This window comes from Burkholderia ubonensis (assembly GCF_902833085.1).
Lineage (GTDB): Bacteria > Pseudomonadota > Gammaproteobacteria > Burkholderiales > Burkholderiaceae > Burkholderia > Burkholderia ubonensis.
On record NZ_CADFEB010000005.1, the window covers coordinates 183419 to 205067 of the forward strand.

Genomic DNA, 21649 nt, shown 5'->3' on the forward strand with positions numbered 1-21649 from the left:
TGCTTTCCTCGTGCAAGCCGGACCGGCCGGCGAAATCAGCGCGGCGCGCGCGCAAGCGATTCGACGAAATCGATGAACGCTCCGACGCGTTTCGAGCCCCGCTGATTCGGCAGGTAGAGCGCGGTGATGACCGAGCGGGCCGCATCGGGCGTGACTTCGTACTGTTCGAAGAGCCGGCGCAGCCGGCCCGACCGGACGTCCGCGTCGACCAGCCAGTCGGGCAGCAGCGCGATGCCGGCGCCGTCCAGCGCGGCATGCCGCAGCACTTCGCTGTGGTTCGACTTGAGGCGCCCGGCAACGATGACTTTCGCCGCGCCGTGGGCATCGGCAAACGTCCAGGCCTGCTGATCGCCGCCGAAGTGAAAGCGCAGGCACGCGTGATCGACCAGCTCGGCGGGCGTCGCCGGCGTGCCGCGCGCTTCCAGGTACGCGTGGCTCGCGACGACGTATCGCTGGAACGCGCCGTACTGCCGGGCGACGACATCCGCGGACGGCGCCGCTTCGCCGAGCCGGATCGCGACGTCGATCCTGTCGACGACGAGATCGACCCGTTCGTCGGTGAGCTGCAGATCGATGTCGAGCTTCGGGTAGCGGGCGAGGAACGCGGCGATGTGCGGCGCGATGCAGCGCACGCCGTAGGCGACGGGCACCGACACGCGCAGCGGTCCGGACGGTTCGCTGCCGCGATCGGATACGAGCGCGTCGGCCTCGGCCAGTTCCTCGAGCAGCCGCTTCGCACGCGCGTAATAGACGGCACCCGCGTCCGACAGGGTCACCTGCCGCGTCGTGCGGTTCAGGAGCACGGCGCCGAGCGACGCCTCGAGCGCGTCCACCGCGCGCACCACGGACGAAGCCGCGAGATCGAGACGCCGCCCCGCGCTCGAGAAGCCGCCGGCTTCCGCCACTTCCACGAACGCGCGCAGCGCGGAGAATTTGTCCATGTCGTCACCTTGGTGCCATCCGCAACGTTGCGTTGCATGCCGTTCGAATGCTATCCCCGGTCCTCGAGCGCTCAGGCCGCCGCGACGGCTTCGCCGTGACGCGCATAGTCGACGTACCCCGCGCGATCCCCGCCGTACCAGCCCACCGTCCTGGGTGCGGCGAGCGGCGCGTTCGCCGCGATGCGCTCGACGAGATCGGGGTTCGCGATGTAGGCGCGCGCGAACGCGACGAGATCGGCGTCGCCGGCTTCGATCAGCGTGTTCGCGGCATCCGGCGAGATTCCGCCGTTGACGATCAGCGTGCCGCCGAACGTCTTGCGCGCGTTTTCGATGATGCGCGGCAGATCGGGCTCGCCGCTCCAGCCGTTGGTGTCGGCCGCATGCAGATAGGCGACGCCGGCTTCGTCGAGCATGCGGCCGACGTAGGCGTAGGTCGCATCCGGGCTCGCGTCGCGCACGTTGTTGTACTTCGCGTACGGCGAGATGCGCACGCCGACGCGGCTCAGCGGCATCACGCCGCCGACCGCGTCGACGATTTCCTCGAGAAAGCGCGCGCGGTTCGCGACCGAGCCGCCGTAACGGTCGTCGCGCAGGTTCAGCGTCGACGACAGGAACTGGTGCGGCAGGTAGCCGTTGGCCGCGTGGATTTCGACGCCGTCGAAGCCGGCCGCCATCGCGCGAGATGCCGCGCGCCGGAATTCGGCCACCGCTTCGACGACTTCGTCCGTCGTCATCGCGCGCGACGGCGTCGCATGAATCTTCGTGTAGTAGCCGTTGCTCAGTTGGGCCCACACCTGAAGCTGCTCGAGATCGTCGTTCACGCCCGACGGCGACAGCGGGGCCGCGCCGCCGAGCAGCGTCATCGAGCTGACGCGTCCGCCATGCCACAGCTGCGCGAAGATGCGGCCGCCCTTCGCATGGACGGCGTCGGTGATCGTTTTCCAGCCGGCAGCCTGCTCGTCGGTGACGAGCCCCGGCGTCAGCTCGAACGACGCGGAGGCCGGGCTGACGTTGGTCGCCTCGGTCACGATCAGCCCGGCGGATGCGCGCTGTGCGTAGTATTCGGCCATGAGTTCGGTCGGCTGGCCGCGCGACGGCGCGCGCGAACGCGTCATCGGGCCCATCACGACACGGTTGGGAAGCGCGAGGCCGCGCAGATCGTAATTGCCGAGCAGGGAAGACATGGTGGTTTCCTCTTGAGTGAGGCAGGGCCGTGCTGCAATGCGTCCGGTCGTGCCGGGCGCAGCGGAGCGGCGGCTCCTGCGGGAAGTCGGGGGTGACGTGCCGGCAGCGTTCCTGCGCGCGAACGGCCCTGGCCGGCATCGCGCGTGAACCGGTGCCGGCGCCGGTTCAGGTCCGTGCGTGGCGTTCCGCGTGCGGCCGCCCGATCGCGAGGTAATGCGCGAGCGCGACGATCGGGAACGCGCCGGCGACGGCTGCGACGAGCGGCCAGCCGCCGTGCTCGTACAGCGGGCTCGCGAGCGCGGAGCCGGCGGCGCCGCCGACGAAGATGCTCGTCATGTAGAGCGCGTTCAGGCGGTTGCGGCTCGCGGCATGCAGCGCGTAGATCTCGCGCTGGCCGAGCACCATGTTCATCTGCACCGCGAAATCGAGCGCGATGCCGGTAATGACGAGACCGTACAGGCCGGCGCCGTGGATCAGCGCCGTGGCGTACGACAGGGTGCCGGCGACCAGCGCGATCAGCGTCGCGCGCACGGTATGGCCGGCATCCGCGAGACGACCCGCGACCGGCGCCGACGTCGCCCCGATCGCGCCGACGAGCGCGAACAGGCCGATGGCGGATTGCGACAGCCCGTAGTGACGCGTCAGCTCGACCGGCACGGCGGTCCAGAACAGGCTGAACGATGCGAACATCAGCCCCTGGTAGAGCGCGCGGTGGCGCAGCACCGGCATCGTCCGGACGAGATGCAGCAGCGAGCCGATCAGTTCGAAGTAGGTGGCGCGATGCTCGGGCTGGCGCGACGGAATCGTCAGCGCAAGCACGGCCGTGACGAGCGTCATCAGCACGGCGGCGGCCATGAACACGAAGCGCCAGCCGAACGCGTCGGCCACCACGCTCGACAGCGGGCGGGCAAGCAGGATGCCGAGCAGCAAACCGCCCATGATCGTGCCGACCACGCGGCCGCGCGAATGATCCGGCGCGAGGTGCGCGGCGAGCGGCACCAGAATCTGCACCGCGACCGAGCTGAAGCCGATCAGCAGCGAGATCGCGAGGAACAGCCCGGGCGTGCGGACCAGCCCCGCCGCCGCGAGGCTCGCGATCGACACGACGGCCGTCACGATCATCAGCTTGCGGTTCTCGAGCAGGTCGCCGAGCGGCACGATGAAGAACAGGCCGAGCGCGTAGCCGATCTGCGTCAGCGATACGATGAGGCTCGCCGTGTCGCCGGACATATGCAGGCCGGGCGCGATGAGTTCGGTGATCGGCTGCGCGTAGTACAGGTTCGCGACGATCGCGCCGCAACTGAACGCGAAGAGCAGAATGAGCCCGCGCGTGAGCTTGGGCACATGCCCTTGAGCCGCGAGCGAGGGGGTATGCGTTGACATGGTCGACTCCTTGAAAAGTGATGCCGGGCGCCCGTCCGCGGAGCGGGTGCAGTCATTGCCGCCGCGGTGAAACGAGGCCACCGCACTGCCGTCCAGCTTATTGATCGATCGATAACCGGGGAATACGCCCGGCGCGCAATCGAGCATTGCGCGCCGTGCAAAGGCCGGATCGGTCGCGCGTCGTCATGCGCTTCCCGAAACGTGCCGCCCACGCAGTCGTCGCGAATGGCGAAAGGCTGTACGGCCCAGTCTGGCTTGAAGCGGCTGAAATGTCCTAAACCCGCCTGAATTCCGTCGCTCGATGCGATGGGCGGCCGGCGTGGCGCGCATCCGGGGCGGCACGAGGAAGCGGGGGCGTTCGCGGCGGGCGCCGGGCGATATCGCGCTGAACGCCGAGCGCCGAGCGTGCGCAACCGCCGCGTTCAGTCCCGCTTGCCCTGCAGCGTCGGAATCTGCTCGAACAGGCTGGAGAGCCAGTCGACGAAAAGCTTGAGCTTGGCCGGCACGTGCCGATTCGGCGGATACAGCACCGAAATCGGCCGCGCCGGTGTATTGAAGCCGGTCAGGACTTCCCGCAATTCGCCCGACTTCAGATAAGGATCGACCAGATACAGCGAGGTCTTGATCAGGCCGATTCCCGCGACGCCGCACGCGATATAGGTATCCGCATCGTTGACGGCCACCGTGCCGCACATCTGCATCACGCGCGGCTCGCCGTCGACGACGTATTCCCACGCCCGCGGCCGCCCCGTATCGGCGGAGACGTGGCTGACCGCGACGTGCTGCGCGAGATCCTCCACCGTTTCGGGTTCGCCGAACCGTTCGAGATAGGCGGGGGACGCACAGGTGCAGGTCGTCAGGCTGCCGATCCGCTTCGCGATCAGGCCGGAGTCGTCGAGCGCGCCGACGCGCACGACGCAATCGACGCCCTCGCCGACGAGATCGATCTGGCGATCGGTCACGCCCAGCTCGATCGTGATGCTCGGGTGCGCGGCCAGGAACGCCGGCAGCGCCGGCACCATGATCTGTTTCGCCATCGCCGGCGGCAGATTCACCTTCAGGCGGCCGCGCGGCGCATTGCGTGCGTGGGACACCGATGCTTCCATGTCGTCGATCTCGCGCAGCACCGCGACGCAGCGTTCGTAGTAGGCCCGCCCGTCCTCGGTCAGCGCGATCCGGCGCGTCGTGCGGTTCAGCAGCCGGCAGCCGAGGTGTTGCTCGAGCGCGCTCAGCAGCGCGGATACGCGCGGCGTCGTGAGCCCTGTCGTGTCCGACGCGCGCGTGAAGCTGCCCGTCTCGACGATACGCGTAAACACCCGCATCGAAAGCAGTGTATCCATCGTTCGATCCTCTCCAACCCGTGAATCGTCGGCGCCGGTGCGTGCCGGCGCGCTGTCGAGTGCGTGCCGCTATGCGTCGATGCGCTTGCGGAGCCCGTCGCCGGCGAACGGCATTTCACGCATGCGCTGGCCGGTCGCATCGAAGATCGCGTTGGCCAGCGCGCCGGCGGTCGGCCCCATCGACGCCTCCGCCGCGCCGAGGAACGGCGCGCCGGGACGGTTGATCAGATGGACCTTCATGCTCTGCGGCGCGGCCGAGAAGCGCAGGATCGGATAGCTGCTCCAGTCGAAGCTGCGAATGCGCTGCGTGTCGTATTGCAGCGCCTCGTACAACGTCCAGCTCGCGGCCTGCACGATGCCGCCCTCGATCTGGTTGCGAATGCCGTCCGGCGACACGATCTGGCCCGCGTCGACCGCGGCTTCCGCGTGTTCGAGCGTCACGTGGCCGGTTTCCGGCACGACCGAAATCTCGACCGCGAGCGCGACGTAGGCCATCAGGTTCTTGTACTTGCCGAACGCGAAGCCGACCCCGCGGTTGCGCGCGCGCGGCGGCCGCGGCCAGCCGAAGCGCGTCGCGGCGAGCTGGATCACGTGACGCGCGCGGGGGTCCTGCATGTGGCGCAGCCGGAACTCGACCGGATCGACGCCGGCCGCGTGCGCGAGCTCGTCCATGAAGCTCTCGATCGCCCACACGTTCGTGTGCGCGCCGAGCGAGCGCATCGCCGAGGTCTGCAGCGGCATCGTCGGCGAGAAATTGTTGACGACGTGCAGGTTGGGCAGCGCATACAGCGGGATCGCGTTGCGGTCGCCGCCGCCCTCGGGCTGCACCATCGGCGTCGACGGCGCAGGCACGAACGGCGGCTCGAGCATGCGCGCGGGCAGCAGCCGGCCGGCGTTGACGATCCGCTCGTTGTGCGAACTGCTCCACAACGCGTAGTTCCAGTCGACGATGTGGCCGCTCGCATCGAGCGACGCGCTGAGTTCGGTCACCATCGCCGGCGTGAAGTGGTCCCACGTATGTTCCTGCTCGCGCATCCACTGCACGCGAATCGGCTTGCCGGGCATCGCGGCCGCGATCAGCGCCGCGTGCGCGGCCGCGTCGTCCGCGCCGTTGTGCCCGTAGCAGCCCGATCCTTCGGTATGGATGCAGCGCACGCTCGCCTTCGGCATCGACAGCATCTCCGCGAGCGCGTCGCGCAGCGGGTAGACGCCCTGCGAGTGGGTCCACACGGTCAGCATGCCGTTCTCGAGCCGGGCGACCGCGCACGACGGCCCGATCGAGCCGTGCAGCAGGTAGTTCTTCAGGAACGTCGCGGTGAGCGTTTTCGTGGCCGGCGCGGTCGTCGCATGCGCGTTGGCGATCTCGATGCGCTGCGTCGCGATCCGCTTCAGGTCGTCGTGAACCGTCTTGCGATCGGGCAGCGGCCGGCCGGGCGACCAGCGGCAGCCGGCGGCCAGCGCGCGCTGCGCGACGACGGCCTGCCATTCGCCGCGCGCGACGACCGCGAGCATGCTGCCGTTGCGCACGATCCGCACGACGCCGGGCAGCTTCAGGATCGCGGCCTCGTCGAACGCGAGCAGCTTCGCGTCGTATACGGGCGGCATCACGACGCGCGCATGCAGCATGTCCGGCAGCGTCATGTCCTGCACGTAGCTGACGCCGCCCGTGACCTTGTTCGGAATGTCGACGCGCGGCAGCGACGTGCCGATCACGGCGAACGTGGCCGGATCCTTCAGCGGCGACGTCGGGGTCGCGCTGCGATGCAGGTCGACGCTGCGCACCGCGTCGCCGTAGCGCATCGTGCGGCCGTCCGGCGCCTTGATCACGGCGTCGGCGGTCGTCAGCAGGCGCGCGTCGATGCCGAACTGCTTCGCCGCCGCGTCGACCAGCAGCCCGCGCACCTGCGCGGCGGCATTCAGCAACGCGGAGCCGCTGTCCGCCATCGTGTGGCTGCCGGCGGTCAAGCCCTCGTCGGGCGACGCGCCCGTATCGGCGGTGAGGAAGGTGATCAGCGAGGGCTTCATCCCGAGCTCCTCGGCGGCCACCTGCAGCAGCGCGGTGCGCACGCCGGTGCCGAGCTCGACCTTGCCCGTGAACACGGTGACCTTGCCGTCGGGCGTGATCCTGATCCACGCGTCGAGCAGCGGGTTGGTCTTCAGGCTGCCGGCGAGCGTTGCCGTGGCTTTCGACACGTGCACGGCGGCGCCTTCGTCCGCGATCACGACCTGGGCGGCGGCGCGGGCGGCCGGCGCGAGGCTGAACGCGACGAACAGCGCGCCGGAAACCATGAAGTGCCGGCGGCCTTCGTCGATGTCGTCGTGAGCGTTCATTACAGTGCCTTGTTGATCATGACAGGGGCGGAGCCGGGCTCCGGCTCGGGCAGGCCCGCGACCTGGCGCACGGCTGCCAGGATTCGCATGTGGGTGCCGCAACGGCACAGATTGGGTTCCATGTGCGTGCGCAGCTCGTGCTCGGTCGGCTTCGGATTGCGCTCGAGCAGCGCCTGCGCGCGCATGATCATCCCCGCGATGCAGTAGCCGCACTGCGCGGCCTGGTGATCGATGAACGCGCGCTGCAGCGGGCCCGGATGCTCGGCGGTGCCGAGGCTCTCGATGGTCCTGACGCGGCGCGTGCCGACGGCGGCGACCGGCAGCAGGCACGAGAACATCGGCTTGTCGTCGACGATCACGGTGCAGGCGCCGCATTGTCCGAGCCCGCAGCCGAACTTCGCGCCGTGCAGATGCAGGTCGTTGCGCAATGCATAGAGCAGCGGCGTGGACGGATCGATGTCGAGCGTGTGCTGCACGCCGTTCACGTTGAGGGTGATCATCGCGCGCTGTCCTCCTTTCTGAGCTTCGCGGCCATCGCTTCGACGCCGGTCCACGCGGGCCGGTCGGAGTAGGCCGCGCGAATGTACGCGGCAAGGTCCGCGATCTGGGCGTCGTCGTACTGGTCGAGATACGACGGCATGTAATTCAGTGAGTCTTCGCCATGCCAGCCGATCCCGTTGAACATCATCTGGATCGCGTTGCGCGGCGTATCGGCGCTGACGGCCGTGCTGAACGCGAGCGTCGGCCGTTCGCCGATCGCCTGCATCGGCGACGCGGGCCCGTGGCACTGCGCGCACGACGCCTGGAACAGCACCGCGCCGCGATGTTCGTCGGGCGTCGCCGCATTGCGCGCGGCGACGGGCGTCGCGGGCCGTGCGCCGGCCGGCTTCTGGATCGACAGGATGTAGGCGGCGATCGCCTCGACGTCCTCGACCGGCACCGTCGCGAGATCGCGCGTGACGGGGAGCATCGGCCCGGCCGCCGCGCCGTGCTCGCTCGCGCGGCCGGTGCGCAGGTACGTGACGAGCTGCGCCTGCGTCCACGGGCGCGTCGCATGGCCGAGCGTATTGAGCGGCGGCGCTTCCCAGCCGTCGACGATGCCGCCGTCGAACGCCTTGCCGGCCTGTTCGCCGCCGATCGCGTTCAGCGGCGAATGGCAGGACGCGCAGTGGCCGAGGCCGTCGACGAGCAGCTTGCCGCGGTTCCATTGCGCGGATTGCGTCGCGTCGGGCTGGTACGCGCCCTTGCGCAGGAACAGGATGTTCCAGAACGCCAGCGGCGGACGGAAGTTGAGCGGGAAGATCAGGTCGTTCGCCGGCGCGGCCGCGCGAACGGGCTCGCGGGTCATCAGGTACGCATAGGCGGCCGCGATGTCGTCGTCGGTCATCCGCGTGAAATGAATATACGGAAATGCCGGGTAGAGCAGGTGGCCGTCGCGGGCGATCCCGCTGCGCAGCGCGCGCGCGAACGCGTCGCGCGACCAGCGGCCGATGCCGGTGTCGGGGTCCGGCGTGATGTTGGTCGCGTAGATCGTGCCGAACGGCGTCGCGAGCGGCAGCCCGCCGGCGAACGGCCGGCCGTCCTTCGCGGTGTGGCAGACGACGCAGTCGCCGAGTGCGACGACGCGCGCGCCCGCGCGCACGAGCTGCGGATCGAACGACGTGCGCGCGGGCGGGTCGATCGGTGCGATCGACGGCTGCACCATGATGCCGATCGCGATCGCGAGGCCTGCGATCGCAACGCCGGCCGCGCCGAACCAGAGTTTTTTGTGCTTCATGCGGGCTCCGCGCGGCGGCGAATCGCAATGGGGATCATGTCGTCACTCCAGGGAGGGAGGCCGCGCGCGGGCGATGGCCGGCGCGGCGTTGGGTGCAGGCAGTCTATGCCAGCGTCGACGTCATATCTTGAAGCGAGGCTGAAACGTTCTGAATCAGGACGACAGGCCGAACTACGCCAATCAATCGTCGTGAATCGATGTGCCGAGCCCGAACGATGCGGCGAGCTGCGGTCCTTTCGCGAGCAGCGTCGTCACTTCCGTGCGCCGCTGCGCCGACCAGCGCGCGAGGCGCTCGACCACATCGGCCGCATCGGGCGGCAGCGCTTCGGCGAGCGACACGGCGTCTTGGGCCGCCTTCGACGTGCCCGACGCCGTATGCGGGCGCACGGTGCATGCGGCGTCGCCGACCAGCGCGACGCGGCCGCCGACGAAGTCGGGGCTCATCGCGTCGAAAATCGCCTGCACGAACGGCGCGCGCGTCGCGAGCACCAGTTGCGACAGCACGGGCGGCAACCGCTCGGCGGCCAGTTGCCGCAGCGACGCGGTGCTGTCGTCGGCGAGCTGTCCCGGATGGACCGACGCGTGATGGACGCGTCCGTCGCGATCGGTCAGGTGGCGGCGCAGCGCATCGGGGTCCGCTTCGTTGCGATACCAGAGCCAGTTGAAGCGGCGTGCGCCGGGTTCGAGCGAGCCGTCCAGCGCGGGAATCAGAAACGCCATGAACAGTTCGCCCGGCGCCTTGTGAAGCGTCATGTTCTCGACCAGCGACGCGATCGCGGCCGCGTCGAGCGCGGCTTCGTCGACGATGCCGCGCCACGCGACATAGCCGGCGAACGACGGCGCGTAGCCGGGGAAGAGCCGCGTGCGCAGGCTCGATCCCGCGCCGTCGGCCGCGATCAGGAGATCCGCGCGGACGCGTTCGTCTTCGACGTGCACGTCGATGCCGTCGGCGTGCTGGTCGAAGCCGGTGATCGCGCGGCCGTAGCGGATCCGTCCCGGCGGCAGCGTATCGCACAGCGAGCGGTAGACGGCGTCCCACGACGAGAACGGCAACATCTCGGGTTCGTCGCGCGTGACGGCGCCTTGACGATCGATCCATCGCCGCCGATGCGTCGGCACGCTGATCATGCGGCGGCAATGCCGGCCATGCTGTTCGAGAAACGCCATCATGCGCCGCAGCACGGCCACACCGCCGCCCTGGCCGCGCAGCGGGTTGGGCGAGCGCTCGTAGACGGTCACGTCGTGCCCGATGCAATCGAGCGTCAACGCGGCCGCGAGGCCCGCGATCGAGCCTCCTGCAATGACTATCTTCATCGTGCGTGGCCTCGGTTCTTGCGCGGATTCGATTGTGCACGATCGCTTTGCGGCCGGGCCTTAATTCTTATTAAGCGCGACAACGCAACCCGTACCGACGTCGAGTCGGGATGGCGGACACATGACTCGGTCGCGGCACGGATTGATCGTCGCCGGATTGCGCGTTTATCTTTTTTCAGGATCTGCGTCCGACGCGGGCGGCATCCAGCCGCCACCCAACGCGCGCACGAGGCTCAACGTCGCGATGGCGAGCGCCTGGCGGCTGTGGATCAGCTGACGGCGCGCATTCAGCGCGTCACGGTCGGCGTCGATGACCTCGAGATAGCTGACGTAACCGTGGCCGTAGCGGCTCGACGACAGTCTCGCCGCCGCTTCGGTGGCGTGCGCCGCACTGTCGTAGCGCGCGATCCGCTCCTTCTGCGCCGCGATGTCGTTGAGTGCGTCCTGCACCTCGCGCAGCGCGCCGATCGAAGTTGCGCGATAGTTTGCGTCTGCAATGGCCGCACCCGCCGCCGCCGCGGCGACGGCGGCCTGGCGCTTGCCGCCGTCGAGCAACGTCTCGGCGACGCTTGCGCCAAGGCCCCACAGCGAACTGTTGCGGTCGAGAAACGCGCCGAGGTCGCGGCTCGCGAACCCGCCCTGGGCGGTCAGCGTCAGCGTCGGCAGCCACGCGGTGCGCGCGACGCCGAGTTCGAGGGACGCCGCATCGACGCGTCGCGCGGCCGCGAATACGTCCGGCCGTTGCGCGAGCAGCGTGGACGGCAGGCCGGGCGGAACGTCCGGCACGCGGAGGGTTGCCGCGGTCGGCGCCACGTCGAACGCGGTGGGCGAGACGCCGGTCAGCACGGCGAGCGCGTCGGCGAGATTTTCGCGCAGCCGCCGGCTGTCCGCGAGATCGGCGCGGGCCGTATCGAGGTCGGCCGCCGCGCGCAGCGCGTCGAGATCGCTGGCGGCGCCGGCCCGCACGCGCGCGGCGATCACGTCGAGCGCAGTGCGTCTCAGCTCGATCGCGCGGGCGAGCGTCGCGAGGTCCTGTTCGACGTAATGGAGCGTCAGGTAATCGCTCGCGACGTCGATCGCGACGCGCAGGCGGACGCTATCGCTGTCCGCGGCTGCCTGCAGCACGTTCTGCCGGCCGATATCCGCATCGCCGCGCAGGCGGCCCCACAGATCGACTTCATAGCGCGCCGCAAACGGAACCGACCAGTTGCGCATCATGCGTTTCGGCAATGCGTTGTCGACCGTGCCGGACGCGCGCGCCCGACTGAACGACGGATCGACGCTCACGGTTGGCGCCAGCACGGCCTCGCGCACGCCGAGCAGCGCCTGCGCCTGATCGACGCGTGCCGCAGCGGCGCGGATATCGAAATTGTGCGCGAGCGCGGCATCGACGAGCGCGTCGAGATGCGGATCGCCGAACAACGCGGGCCACCGGGCAAGCGACGGCCGGCGCTCCGGCGGCATGTCCGCGTGGCGGTACCGGTCGAGGCCGAGCGGTACAGGGGCGAGGGGCTGCGGTGCGATCGTGCAGCCGCTCAGCACGCAGGCGACGAGCAAGGCAATCGAGCGGTTCATGGATACTCGCGGCCGCGTTGCAGCGTGACGACGACCGACAGCCCGGGCCGGATGCGCGGCTCGGCCGCCGCCCGGCCGTCGAGCAGGATCTTGACCGGCACGCGCTGCGTGACCTTCGTGAAATTGCCCGTCGCGTTATCGGGCGGCAACAGCGAGAATTGCCCCCCGGTCGCGGGCGACAGGCTGTCGATACGCCCGCCGAAGGTCAGGCCCGGAAGCGCATCGAAGCGCAATTGCACGGCGTCGCCCGCGCGAACGCGCCGGAGCTGGGTTTCGCGGAAATTCGCGACGACCCACGCGCGCGGCTCGACGAGCGTGAGCAGCGCCTGGCCCGGCGACACATGTTCGCCGGTTTCGACGGTCTTCTTGCCGACGTAGCCGTCCGACGGCGCGACAACCGTCGTGTACTGGCGCTGGAGCAGCGCATCGCGCAACTCGGCGTCGTTCTGGCCCGACACGGCATCGGCCGCCTGCCAGGCGGCCAGCGCGCTGCGTCGTTGCGCATCCGCTGCCGCGATCCGTGCATGCGCGGACTTGCGCGCCGCGTCGGCCGCATCGTATTCCTGCTTCGACAAGCCGCGCGGCGTCTCGCGGGTCAGTTCGCGCGCCCGAGCGTAATCGAGTTCGGCCTTTTCGGCATCGGCGTGCGCCGACACGCGCGTGGCGTCGGCCTGCTCGACCAGCGCACGCGCGCGGCCGGCATCGGAGCGCGCCTGTGCGACGCGTGCTCGCTGCAGCGCGACGCGCACGTCGAAATCGCGCATGTCGAGCTGAACCAGCGGGTCGCCCGCATGCACGAACTGATTGTCGTCCACCAGCACGCGCTCGACCGTGCCGGCCACGCGCGGGGAAATCACGTGCAGGTGACCCGTCACATACGCATCGTCGGTGCCGCGATCGCGTGCCTCGAATTCGTAGATCAGCAGCGCGACGAGCACGAGCGCGAATCCGGCAATCAGCACGATCGGGAGCCTGCGCGAGCGCGCGGCGGGAACGGACGGCGTGTCCGGGGAAATCGGGTTCACGGTCGGGAAACTCCATCGAACAGACAGGTTACGGAACATCGCGCTATGCTTGCGCGAGCTTTATTTGCGGGAGCCGATCGACGATGAACACCACGTACGCCACCGACAGCGCGGCGCCGACCACCGGCGCGTCGTCGGACATACCGACGCTTCGTTCGATCGCGGCGATCGCGGCCGTGCTGCTCGGCGCAATCATTTCGACGCTGACATCGCGCATCACGTCGCTCGGACTTGCCGACGTGCGCGGCGCACTCGGCGTCGGGTTCGACGAGGGCGCGTGGATCAACACGGCGTTCACCGCGTCGCAGATGTTCGTCGGACCGCTCGCGATCGCGGCGGCCTTCATGTTCGGCACGCGTCGCGTGCTGCTGGCGGGAGCCGCGGTGTTTCTCTGCGCCGAAAGCGCGCTGCCGACGTGCACGAACTTCGGCACGTTCATCGTGTTCCAGAGCATTGCCGGGCTCGCGTCCGGCGTGTTCGTGCCGTTGACCGTCGGGTTCGTCGTCCGCACGCTGCCGCCGCGGCTCATTCCGTTCGGCATCGCCGCCTATGCGATGAACCTCGAAATGTCGCTCAACCTGTCGGCGACGCTCGAGGGCTGGTACAGCGAACACCTGAGCTGGCGCTGGCTGTTCTGGCAGAACGCGCTGCTGACCGTGCCGTTCATCGTCTGCCTGATGCTGTCGCTGTCCAACGAGCCGATCAAGCGCTTCGCGACCGGCATCGACTACCGCGGCATGCTGCTCGGCGCCGGCGGCTTCGCCTGCCTGTGCGTGGCGCTCGATCAGGGCGAACGGCTGTTCTGGCTCCAGTCGCCGCTGATCGTCGCGCTGCTGTGCATCGGCATCCTGATGGTCGCGGCCTTCCTGATCCACGAACTGGCATCGCGGCAGGCGGGTCTCGACCTCGGCTACCTCGTGCGGCCCAACGTCGCGCTGCTGCTCCTGCTCGTCGGCCTCGTGCGCTTCACCGTGCTCAATACGAGCTTCATTCCGTCGGTGTTTCTCGCGAGCACGTACGGGCTGCGTCCGCTGCAGATCGGCGACACGCTCCGCTGGATCGCGATGCCGCAGCTCCTGTTCGCGCCGTGCGTGGCATGGCTGCTGCAGCGCGTCGATCCCCGCCGGCTGATCGTGGCCGGCTTCGTGATGGTCGCGGTGGCTTTCGCGCTCGGTTCGCGCCTCACGCCCGTCTGGGCCGAATCCGATTTCATTCCGTCGCAGATGCTCCAGGCGCTGGGGCAGACGATGGCGCTCACGTCCGTCGTGTACTTCTTCGGCAAGCACGTGACCGCCGAGCATGCGCTGACGTTCGGCGCGGTCGTGCAGACCGCGCGCCTGCTGAGCGGACAGCTCGGCACGGCGTCGATCGCGGTGATTCAGCGCATCATGGAGGCTACCCATTCGAATCTCGTCGGTCTGCATGTCACGCTGTCGGATCCGGAAACGCTCGAGCGGCTGCGAGCCGGCGCGGCGTCGCTCGTTTCGCACGGCGCGACTGTCACGGTGGGCGGCCAGGCTGCCTATGCGCTCCTCGATCGGGCGGTTCGCGTCCAGGCGACGACGCTCGCGCTTGCCGACAACTTTCGGGTCGCGACGGCATTCGCCGTCGCCGGGGCGCTGATCGGCATGCTGCTCAAGCCGGTGCGTTCGCGTTGAGCGCCGGATGCCGGGCCGGCGGATTTCCCGCATCGACGATGTTAGCGATCGCGCGCCAAAACGGAATCGCCGCGGCCTGAATCGTCCTGAAACGTGCTGAACGGCCGCCGCGGAATTCAGAACATTTCAGCCTGAACTCAGGACACGCGCCGTCGGCGCGCCTACATTGCCGATACGGAGATCGTCAGCGGGAGCGCGGGCAGGAGGCCTGCCTGCACGGCCGCTCGGTCGACGTCGACGAATCCATTGAATGCAAGACAGGCCGATGCCATGCGGCGACGCGCAGTCGTCATCGGTCGCCATGCGTGCCCGAGTCCCGCTTCGATATGCTGATCCTCTCCGACACGGTCGCGTACGGCGCGCCGATCGTACTTGCCGACGTTGCCGCGTGGCGGCTGCTGGGGCCAGGCCGCTCCACCGCCGGCGCGGCATGGCGATGCGCGGCGTTCGCGGCGCTGACGTACGTGCTTTTCGCGACCGGCGTCAGCCCGCTCGCGGTGCCCGCGTCGCCCGACCGCTTCGGTCGACTTGCCATCCAGGCGATCTGCGTCGCGTGGTGGCTGCAGTGCGCGATCGTTTTCAGCCTGATGCTCGATCATCTGCTGCCGCGGGCATGGCGCAGTCAGCGGCTGTTCCACGATATCGCCGCCGGCGTCGTGTTCGGCGCCGCCGCGGTTGCCGCATTGGGCTATGTGCTCGGACTGCCGCTGAGCGGGTTGGTCGCGACATCCGGCGCCGTGGCCGTGATACTGGGTCTCGCCGTCCAGAACACGCTGAACGACGTGTTCTCCGGCCTGGTCCTGAACACCACGCAGCCGTTTCGCCTGAACGATACGGTGTCCATCGGCGGTCTGGAAGGGCGGATCGTCGAAAGCAACTGGCGCGCGACGAAGATGATCAACAGCCTCGGCAACCTGGTCGTCGTGCCGAACAGCGCCGCCGCCAAGGCGACGATCGTCAACCTCAGCGAACCCGCGAACACGCATGGCGTGACGCTGACACTCGAGATCGATCCCGAAGTGCGGCCCGCCATCGTCATCGATGCGCTCGACCGGGCCGCCGCCAGTTCGCCGGACGTGCTGACCAGTCCGGAACCGATCGCGCTCGTCAAGGCGTTCAGGACAAACTCGGTCGAATACGAGCTCATCTGTTACGTCGATGCGCTGCAAAAGAAGGCGGCCGTGCGCAACCGGCTTTACGATCTGGCCCATCGGCATCTGGCAGCCGCGGACGTTGCGTTGCGCCCGCTCGCAGGGACGTCCGCGGATCGCCGTCCCGCTTCGCGCCGTCAGCGGCTGCTGCGCGCGGTCGAACTTTTCACGCGTCTCGACGACGAGGATCTGGCAGCGCTGGCCGACACGCTCACATCACGCGTGTTCGGCAAGGGCGATGTGATCTATGCGTCGGATTCCGATACGCGCCTGCTGACGATCGTCGAATCCGGCGTGGCGTCGGTGCGCGTACCCGGCGCGACGGGCGACGTGGAGGTCAGGCGGATGGCGCCCGGCGATGCGATCGGCCAGTCGGTCGTGCTCGCCGGCACGCGGCTTCACGCGACCGTTTACGCCATGACCGCCATGACGGTCTATCAGCTACGAAGTCGCGACCTGTCCATGCTCATCGGCAAAAAACCCGAACTCGGCAGATTGATGTGCGAATCCCTCACCGAGCACATCGCGACGGAGGAGAAGATGATGATTCCGCCGGCCGTGAAGGAGCATGCGTCGTTCAGCCTGGTTGCGTGGATCGAGAAGGAGATGAAGCGCTTTCACGATTCGATCGCCTGATTTCGGTCGCCTGATTTCGATCGCCTGATATGCGGCGACCGATTGCGGCCGGGCTGTCGAGAACGGCCGCTTGCCGCATTGCGCGCCTTGCAAGCGGCCGTTCTCGTGGCGACGCATGCGCGGTCCATCTGTGCGCTGCATCGCCGGCGTCGCGTCAGCGCACCGTCGCGGCGGATTGCCCGAACAGGATGCTGCGCGATTGCTCGTCGACGACGGGCGTCACGTTGATTTCCTTCGCGCGCTCGTACGCGCGGGTCGTCGCCGGCCGCGCACCGATCCGCTCGAACCACCGCGCGAGATAAGGGAAATCGTCGAGACGCTGACGCTGGCGCTCGTGCGGCACGATCCACGGATAGCATGCGATATCGGCGATCGAGTAATCGCCCGCGATGTAGTCGCGGCCGTCCGACAGCTGCTTGTCGAGCACGCCGTACAGCCGCGACGTCTCCTTCACGTAGCGATCGATCGCATACGGCAGCGGTTCGGGCGCGTACTGCGCGAAATGATGGTTCTGCCCGGCCATCGGCCCGAGCCCGCCCATCTGCCAGAACAGCCACTGCAGCACGAGATTGCGGCCGCGCAGGTCCTGCGGAATGAAGCGGCCGGTCTTGTCCGCGAGATACAGCAGGATCGCGCCCGATTCGAAGATCGACAGCGGCTCGCCGCCGTCGGCCGGCGCCCGGTCGACGAGCGCGGGAATCCGGTTGTTCGGCGCGATGCGCAGGAAGTCGGGCGCGAACTGCTCGCCGCGGCCGATGTTCACCGGGACGATCCGGTACGGCAGCCCGGCTTCCTCAACGAACATCGTCACCTTGTGCCCGTTGGGCGTCGTCCAGTAGTAGAGGTCGAGCATGTCACGCTCCGGTCGCGGCGCCGGCCGCGAGCCGCGCGTTCTGCGGGAACATCGCGCGGCGGGCCTCGTCGTCCATCTCGAGCTTGAACGCGTGGCGCGCCTTCAGCGCCTCGGCGCGCTGCGCGGCCGGCCGCGCACTGATTTCGTCGAGCAGGCGCTTCACGTTCGGCAGTTGTTCCCACGCGGCTTCGCCGAGCACGAACGGCACCGCGCGCGCCCAGCCCCACACCGCCATGTCGACCAGCGTGTACGTGTCGCCGAGCATGTAGCGCGACGTCGCGAGTCGCTCGTCGACGATGCGCCAGTGCCGCCACGCCTCGAAGTCGTAACGGTTGATCGCGTACGCGTTCGGCTCCGGCGCGTGGTGCTTGAAGTGCACCGCCTGTCCCGCATACGGGCCGATGCCGGTCGCGACGAACATCAGCCACGACAGCATCGCGCCGCGCGCGGCCGGCGTGTCGTCGGGGAGGAACCGGCCGGTCTTTTCGGCGAGGTACAGCAGGATCGCGTTGCTGTCGAACACCGTGGCGTCGCCGTCGACGATCGCGGGCGTCTTCGCGTTCGGGTTGATCGCCCTGAATGCGGCCGAGTGCTGTTCGCCCTTGCGCGTATCGACCGGCACCAGCTCGTACGGCAGCCCGGCTTCTTCCAGGAACAGCGCGACCTTGGCGGGATTCGGGGAAGGGTGGTAGTGGAACTGGATCATCGGCGTGATTCCTTCGTTGAAGTAGGGTTGAACCAAGGGCTCCAATCTACCGGAATCGACGGGATGGCAAGTTACAATAAGTCCGAAAATCGCAACCAATCGTCCCATGCCAGATCGACTCTCCAATCTCATCAGCCGCTTCGACCTGCAAGCGCGCGTGTTCTCCGACCACAGCGCATGCAGCGTCGACGATGCCGGCAGCCACGACGGGGCCGGCCATCTGCACCTGTTGCGCGCCGGGCGGATCGTCGTGACCGGGGCCGCGACCGGACGCCAGACGATCGACGCGCCGAGCATGCTGTTCCTGCCGCGGCCCCAGTCCTGCCGGGTCGACATGGGGGCGCACACGCCGGCCGATCTCGTGTCCGCGCGCATTGCCTTCGGGTCTCGCGACGAGAATCCGCTGCTGCGCAGCATGCCTGACCTGCTGGTCACGCCGCTGAACTGCGTGCCGTCGCTCGACGCGGTCCAGCAACTGCTGTTCGCCGAAGCGCTCGAGCCGGCCTGCGGCCATCACGCGATGGTCAACCGGCTCGTCGAAGTGCTGATGGTCCAGATGCTCCGCCATGCGATGCGCAAGCAGCTCGTCGATACCGGCTCGCTCGCCGGCCTGTCCGATCCGCGGCTCGGCAAGGCGCTGACCGCGCTCCATTCGGACCCGTCGCGCAACTGGACGCTCGAGGACATGGCCGGGACGGCCGGCATGTCCCGGTCGCGGTTTGCCGCGCATTTCGCGGACATCGTCGGCGTGCCGCCGGGCGAATACCTGCTGCAGTGGCGGATCGGGCTCGCGAAGTCGCTGCTGCGCCGCGGCCGGCCGGTCAAGCTGGTTGCCGCCGAAGTCGGCTACGGCAGCGCCAGCGCGCTCGCGCGGGCGTTTGCGCAAGGCGTCGGGCTGACGCCGACGCAGTGGCTCGCGCTGCAGCGCGGGTAGGCCGACGAGCTGTGGTTATCGAGATCCGGCGCGACGTAGTCGGGTGCGTTTTCGTGGTCGCCAGTTTCGCTTCAAAATACGATCGTTAAGATAAGAAAACTTATCCTGACCGCGCCGAAAAATTGCAAACCGGATGCATTCGAAATTCACTTTTAGTCGGATTCGGGGGGCCTTATCCGGGGGAGGGCGGGGGATGACGCCGACGCGCGCGTCCGGCGAAGCCCTCGAGAATGCGAGTAGCCGAAAGCCGGGCAAGGGCAGCGCATGGTCCGGACAGCCGCCTGGCGCGGCTTCCTCGCCAGGCCGGCGCGCGCGCCGAATGCGAGTTGTTGGGAGCGGGCCACCGCTTATATTCTGACGTCCTCAGGCGGTAACGGCATCGGGCCACCGCCACTGCACGAGAGATCGAACATGACCGACGTCACCCGAACCATGAAGCTCAATCACCTGAGCTTCCCCTCCGCCGACACGCTCGCGACCGCCAGATTCTTCGAGCGGTATCTGGGTTTCACGATCGCGGGAAGCTGGCAACAGTCCTACATCCTCAAGCGTGCCGGTTTCGACGTGGTCATCGATCACGCCGGCGACACCGTGCCCGCCTGGCCGAAGGCGTTTCATGCCGGGTTCGAGCTGCCGAGCCTCGATGCCGTTCGCGAGCTGTATGAGCGCTTCAAGGAAGAGGGCGTCGAGATGGAAACGGAGATCTTCAACAACGGACGCGGTTCGCGCTTCTTCTGCCGCGCGCCGGGCGGCGCGATGTTCGAATTGAACACGCGCGCGGACGCCGCACCGGAATACCGCGGCACGTTCGACGACTGATTCCCGGTCGTTCATCGGCCGGTTCCGGACCCGGATGATCAGTTCTACTGCCGATTCCGTGCGGCGGCATGTCATGGCGAGGTTGACACTGCCGCCCTGCGACCGTTACATTCGCGTCGCGGGGCGGTGGGTCAAGCACACCCCCGGAGCAGGCAGCGCATGTTCCAGGACTACGGGGCTACCCCGTGGATGAGATCGACTCCCCGATGCGTCGCAAGAGCCGCGATTGCGCGTTGCGCAAGACAGCTCTCGCAGCACCAGGCACGTTGGCTCATCGTCCCGCCCATCCATATTCATGCGTTCATCCGTATACGACACCGCGCGCACGATCGCCGATGCGATGCTGGCCGGGCCGCCGGACCCCGGCGGCGTGGCCGCGCGCATGGCGGCCGTGCTCGGCGATGCGCCGGCGTGGCTGCTCGACGTCGCGCGCGACGCGGTCGCGCGTTTCGGCGCGCGCTGGGCCGCCGTCGAGGCCGGCGACCTGACGCGGCTCGTCGCCGAGGCGCCGGGATTTGTCGCAGCATGGCGCAGCGACAGTCCGCCCGCGATCGTCCGCATCCTGCCGCGCCCCGCGGTGCAGCGGCCGTTGCCGGCGGCGCTCGGCGCGCTCGATTTGCCGCAGTGGCCGACGCCCGGCGAGCTCGCCGGCTGGCTCGGCGTCGCCGTGCCCGACCTCGACTGGCTGGCGGACCGGTGGCGCGTTGCCGCGCGCGGCAGCGAGACGCCGCTGCATCACTACACGTACCACGCGTTCGACAAGCGCGACGGCGGATGTCGCCTGATCGAGATTCCGAAGGGCCGTCTGCGCGAAGCGCAACGCAGCATCCTGCACGGGCTGCTCGATCGCGTTGCGCCGCACGACGCCGCGCACGGCTTTCGCAAGGGGCGCGGCATCGTGTCGTTCGCCGCGCCGCACGCGGATCGCGCAGTCGTGATCCGGTTCGACCTCGCCGACTTCTTCGCGTCGGTCAGCGCGGCGAAAGTCCATGCGCTGTTCGATACGCTCGGCTATCCGGTCGAGGTCGCCAGGACGCTGACCGCGCTTTGCACCAACCGCGTGCCGTCGGCGCGGCTCCTTGCGCCCGACCTGCGCGACCGGCTCGACTGGTCCGGCCGCCAGCGCTATCGCAACCGGCACCTCCCGCAGGGCGCACCGACGTCGCCCGCGCTGGCCAACCTGTGCGCGTACCGGCTCGACACGCGGCTTGCCGCGCTCGCACGCTCGCTCGACGCGACCTACACGCGTTATGCCGACGATCTCGCATTCTCCGGCGGCGCCGTGCTGACGCGCGCGACGGAATGGATGACGGTCAGGGTCGCCGCGATTGCGCTCGAGGAGGGCTTCGCACTGCAACTGCGCAAGACCCGGGTGATGCGGCGCGGCGTGCGGCAGCGGCTTGCGGGCGTGGTCGTCAACCGGCACCCGAATCTCGCGCGCGACGAATTCGACACGCTGAAGGCGATACTGACCAACTGCGTGCGACACGGGCCGGCGTCGCAGAACCGCGCTGCGCATCCGGATTTCCGCGGCTATCTCGCCGGGCGCGTCGCGCATGCGACGATGCTGAACGCGGCGCGCGGGATGAAGCTGCAGGCGATCTTCGACCGGATCGTGTGGGACGCGGGCGATATCGGCACCTGAGATCCGTCGACAACGGAACAGGAAACTGCCTAGCGGGTCTCGCTCGTGCGCCGGCCGGCGATACCAAGCCGCTCTTCGAGATAGCATCCCAAGGCCCGCTGCATCTCCCGACGCAACGATACGCGCTCGCGCGGGTCGACCAGCCGGATTCCCTGAATCGTCGCGCGGATCATCAACGCGCCGGCATGGTGTGCGATCCCGCCCGCATTTTGCGTGATTAAGGTCAACCCGTAATCGCGGTGTTTTTGCGATTGTGTGAATCGCCCGGCGTATTGTCCGTCGACTTGAATCCGTGTTCAACGGCATCGTCATGCGGCGCAGCGCTGCGTCACGCTTTCGACCGGCTGATCGATCAGCCGAAGTGTCGTCTGCTTCG

General features: G+C 68.6%; 18 protein-coding genes. 5 read left to right on the top strand and 13 right to left on the bottom strand.

Going from position 1 to position 21649, the window contains the following annotated elements:
• Nucleotides 1-35: 35 nt before the first annotated feature.
• The 10 genes from HWX31_RS15285 to HWX31_RS15330 form a co-directional block, all read right to left on the bottom strand.
• Nucleotides 36-941: a LysR family transcriptional regulator gene (locus tag HWX31_RS15285; protein ID WP_174959977.1), complete on the bottom strand. Its 906-nt coding sequence runs from the start codon at nucleotides 939-941 to the stop codon at nucleotides 36-38.
• Nucleotides 942-1012: 71 nt separating this feature from the next.
• The gene (locus HWX31_RS15290) at nucleotides 1013-2125 is read right to left on the bottom strand and encodes an alkene reductase (protein ID WP_174959979.1); all 1113 of its coding nucleotides are present in this window, start codon (nucleotides 2123-2125) and stop codon (nucleotides 1013-1015) included.
• Between the two features lie 166 nt (nucleotides 2126-2291).
• Nucleotides 2292-3509, bottom strand: a complete 1218-nt coding sequence (locus HWX31_RS15295; RefSeq protein ID WP_174959981.1) for an MFS transporter — start codon at nucleotides 3507-3509, stop codon at nucleotides 2292-2294.
• Between the two features lie 422 nt (nucleotides 3510-3931).
• Nucleotides 3932-4849, bottom strand: coding sequence for a LysR family transcriptional regulator (locus HWX31_RS15300; protein WP_174959983.1), 918 nt, complete (start codon nucleotides 4847-4849; stop codon nucleotides 3932-3934).
• A gap of 69 nt (nucleotides 4850-4918) precedes the next feature.
• The gene (locus HWX31_RS15305; protein WP_174959985.1) at nucleotides 4919-7180 is read right to left on the bottom strand and encodes a xanthine dehydrogenase family protein molybdopterin-binding subunit; all 2262 of its coding nucleotides are present in this window, start codon (nucleotides 7178-7180) and stop codon (nucleotides 4919-4921) included.
• Complete coding sequence (locus HWX31_RS15310; RefSeq protein ID WP_174959987.1) at nucleotides 7180-7680, bottom strand: (2Fe-2S)-binding protein; 501 nt, start codon at nucleotides 7678-7680, stop codon at nucleotides 7180-7182. The genes HWX31_RS15305 and HWX31_RS15310 overlap by 1 nt, the downstream gene beginning before the upstream one ends.
• Nucleotides 7677-8957 (bottom strand): c-type cytochrome, encoded by a 1281-nt coding sequence (locus HWX31_RS15315; RefSeq protein ID WP_059617538.1) that lies wholly within the window; start codon nucleotides 8955-8957, stop codon nucleotides 7677-7679. The genes HWX31_RS15310 and HWX31_RS15315 overlap by 4 nt, the downstream gene beginning before the upstream one ends.
• Nucleotides 8958-9137: 180 nt before the next feature.
• On the bottom strand, nucleotides 9138-10271 hold the full coding sequence (locus HWX31_RS15320) for an FAD binding domain-containing protein (RefSeq protein ID WP_174959989.1): 1134 nt from the start codon (nucleotides 10269-10271) through the stop codon (nucleotides 9138-9140).
• A gap of 165 nt (nucleotides 10272-10436) precedes the next feature.
• Nucleotides 10437-11846, bottom strand: a complete 1410-nt coding sequence (locus HWX31_RS15325) for an efflux transporter outer membrane subunit (protein ID WP_174959991.1) — start codon at nucleotides 11844-11846, stop codon at nucleotides 10437-10439.
• Nucleotides 11843-12910 carry an HlyD family secretion protein gene (locus tag HWX31_RS15330; protein ID WP_174959993.1) on the bottom strand — a complete coding sequence of 356 codons (1068 nt, stop codon included), beginning with the start codon at nucleotides 12908-12910 and terminating at the stop codon, nucleotides 11843-11845. Before HWX31_RS15330 ends, HWX31_RS15325 begins: the two co-directional genes overlap by 4 nt.
• 44 nt (nucleotides 12911-12954) lie before the next feature.
• Here HWX31_RS15330 and HWX31_RS15335 point away from each other — a divergent pair, with 44 nt between their 5' ends.
• Both HWX31_RS15335 and HWX31_RS15340 read left to right on the top strand, forming a co-directional pair.
• Nucleotides 12955-14529, top strand: coding sequence for an MFS transporter (locus HWX31_RS15335; RefSeq protein WP_174959995.1), 1575 nt, complete (start codon nucleotides 12955-12957; stop codon nucleotides 14527-14529).
• Between the two features lie 326 nt (nucleotides 14530-14855).
• The gene (locus tag HWX31_RS15340) at nucleotides 14856-16316 is read left to right on the top strand and encodes a mechanosensitive ion channel family protein (protein WP_174959997.1); all 1461 of its coding nucleotides are present in this window, start codon (nucleotides 14856-14858) and stop codon (nucleotides 16314-16316) included.
• Between the two features lie 154 nt (nucleotides 16317-16470).
• Here HWX31_RS15340 and HWX31_RS15345 read toward each other — a convergent pair whose 3' ends face one another.
• Together HWX31_RS15345 and HWX31_RS15350 are read right to left on the bottom strand one after the other, a co-directional pair.
• Nucleotides 16471-17169: a glutathione S-transferase N-terminal domain-containing protein gene (locus HWX31_RS15345; RefSeq protein ID WP_174959999.1), complete on the bottom strand. Its 699-nt coding sequence runs from the start codon at nucleotides 17167-17169 to the stop codon at nucleotides 16471-16473.
• Between the two features lies 1 nt (nucleotide 17170).
• The gene (locus HWX31_RS15350) at nucleotides 17171-17875 is read right to left on the bottom strand and encodes a glutathione S-transferase family protein (protein WP_174960191.1); all 705 of its coding nucleotides are present in this window, start codon (nucleotides 17873-17875) and stop codon (nucleotides 17171-17173) included.
• 106 nt (nucleotides 17876-17981) lie between these two features.
• On the opposite strand from HWX31_RS15350, the gene HWX31_RS15355 reads away from it, so the two are divergent.
• From HWX31_RS15355 to HWX31_RS15365, 3 genes are all read left to right on the top strand, one after another.
• Entirely contained in the window at nucleotides 17982-18809 is an 828-nt protein-coding gene (locus tag HWX31_RS15355) for an AraC family transcriptional regulator (RefSeq protein WP_174960001.1), read from the top strand.
• Between the two features lie 411 nt (nucleotides 18810-19220).
• A complete protein-coding gene (locus HWX31_RS15360) occupies nucleotides 19221-19628 on the top strand; it encodes a VOC family protein (RefSeq protein ID WP_174960193.1) in 408 nt (135 codons plus the stop codon).
• Between the two features lie 295 nt (nucleotides 19629-19923).
• Entirely contained in the window at nucleotides 19924-21273 is a 1350-nt protein-coding gene (locus tag HWX31_RS15365) for a reverse transcriptase family protein (protein ID WP_174960003.1), read from the top strand.
• Between the two features lie 29 nt (nucleotides 21274-21302).
• Here HWX31_RS15365 and HWX31_RS15370 read toward each other — a convergent pair whose 3' ends face one another.
• Nucleotides 21303-21500, bottom strand: a complete 198-nt coding sequence (locus HWX31_RS15370; protein ID WP_174960005.1) for a hypothetical protein — start codon at nucleotides 21498-21500, stop codon at nucleotides 21303-21305.
• Between the last annotated feature and the right edge of the window lie 149 nt (nucleotides 21501-21649).

Bases quoted from the DNA above. Each gene is read 5' to 3' on its own strand.
- HWX31_RS15345 (WP_174959999.1), bottom strand. From the start codon at position 17,169: ATGCTCGACCTCTACTACTGGACGACGCCCAACGGGCACAAGGTGACG.
- HWX31_RS15315 (WP_059617538.1), bottom strand. From the start codon at position 8,957: ATGAAGCACAAAAAACTCTGGTTCGGCGCGGCCGGCGTTGCGATCGCA.
- HWX31_RS15285 (WP_174959977.1), bottom strand. From the start codon at position 941: ATGGACAAATTCTCCGCGCTGCGCGCGTTCGTGGAAGTGGCGGAAGCC.
- HWX31_RS15355 (WP_174960001.1), top strand. From the start codon at position 17,982: ATGCCAGATCGACTCTCCAATCTCATCAGCCGCTTCGACCTGCAAGCG.
- HWX31_RS15335 (WP_174959995.1), top strand. From the start codon at position 12,955: ATGAACACCACGTACGCCACCGACAGCGCGGCGCCGACCACCGGCGCG.
- HWX31_RS15340 (WP_174959997.1), top strand. From the start codon at position 14,856: ATGCTGATCCTCTCCGACACGGTCGCGTACGGCGCGCCGATCGTACTT.
- HWX31_RS15300 (WP_174959983.1), bottom strand. From the start codon at position 4,849: ATGGATACACTGCTTTCGATGCGGGTGTTTACGCGTATCGTCGAGACG.
- HWX31_RS15310 (WP_174959987.1), bottom strand. From the start codon at position 7,680: ATGATCACCCTCAACGTGAACGGCGTGCAGCACACGCTCGACATCGAT.
- HWX31_RS15330 (WP_174959993.1), bottom strand. From the start codon at position 12,910: ATGTTCCGTAACCTGTCTGTTCGATGGAGTTTCCCGACCGTGAACCCG.
- HWX31_RS15360 (WP_174960193.1), top strand. From the start codon at position 19,221: ATGACCGACGTCACCCGAACCATGAAGCTCAATCACCTGAGCTTCCCC.
- HWX31_RS15295 (WP_174959981.1), bottom strand. From the start codon at position 3,509: ATGTCAACGCATACCCCCTCGCTCGCGGCTCAAGGGCATGTGCCCAAG.
- HWX31_RS15365 (WP_174960003.1), top strand. From the start codon at position 19,924: ATGCGTTCATCCGTATACGACACCGCGCGCACGATCGCCGATGCGATG.
- HWX31_RS15320 (WP_174959989.1), bottom strand. From the start codon at position 10,271: ATGAAGATAGTCATTGCAGGAGGCTCGATCGCGGGCCTCGCGGCCGCG.
- HWX31_RS15305 (WP_174959985.1), bottom strand. From the start codon at position 7,180: ATGAACGCTCACGACGACATCGACGAAGGCCGCCGGCACTTCATGGTT.
- HWX31_RS15350 (WP_174960191.1), bottom strand. From the start codon at position 17,875: ATGATCCAGTTCCACTACCACCCTTCCCCGAATCCCGCCAAGGTCGCG.
- HWX31_RS15290 (WP_174959979.1), bottom strand. From the start codon at position 2,125: ATGTCTTCCCTGCTCGGCAATTACGATCTGCGCGGCCTCGCGCTTCCC.
- HWX31_RS15325 (WP_174959991.1), bottom strand. From the start codon at position 11,846: ATGAACCGCTCGATTGCCTTGCTCGTCGCCTGCGTGCTGAGCGGCTGC.